The sequence below is a fragment of the Arthrobacter sp. PsM3 genome (genome assembly GCF_030433895.1).
In the GTDB taxonomy this organism is placed as follows: Bacteria; Actinomycetota; Actinomycetes; order Actinomycetales; family Micrococcaceae; genus Arthrobacter.
Window position 1 is genome coordinate 1 of sequence record NZ_JARUXE010000118.1, and the last position, 599, is coordinate 599.

1 protein-coding gene is annotated in these 599 nt (G+C 66.1%); it reads right to left on the bottom strand.

The features are described 5' to 3' along the window. Positions 1-599: IclR family transcriptional regulator (locus QCD75_RS21850; protein ID WP_301231622.1), on the bottom strand; the 599-nt coding region annotated here is incomplete at both ends.

Genomic DNA, 599 nt, shown 5'->3' on the forward strand with positions numbered 1-599 from the left:
CCCAGGCTCTGCAATCTTTCCCGTGAAACCCGGAACCGGGGAGCCGGAATCAGGACGGCCGCCACGATGTCACCGCGGTGGTCGTAGACGGGGGCGGCGACGCCGACTTCGTCGAGTGAGGATTCGCCGTAGTTGATGGCCCAGCCGCGGGCCGTCGCATCCTTGAGTTTGATCTGGTAGGCGTCCAGGCCGGCATCATCGAGCCCCGGATAGGTGATGGCTCCGCTGCGGAGCAGGGCCCGGACGCGTTCGTTGGGTTCGGTGGAGAGGAAGATCTGCACGGAGGCGCTCATGGCGTCGGTGTACCGGGCTCCGAGGGGGGTGGTGTGCTTGATCTGGTGGTGGCTGGCGATTTGTTCCACGCACATTGACTCGGCGCCGTTCCAGACCATCAGGGCGCTGGTTTCGCCGGTCTGTTCGGTGAGTTCGCGCAGGACCGGGTAGGCCACGCGCCGTTCTTCCAGTTCGGCCAGCAGCGGCCCGGCGACGGCGATGAGTCCCAGTCCGAGACGGAAGCGGCGGGTTTCCGGGTCCCGTTCGACGAGGTGTTCCTGTTCGAAGGTGGCCAGGATCCGGGACACGGTGCTTTTGTGCAGGCC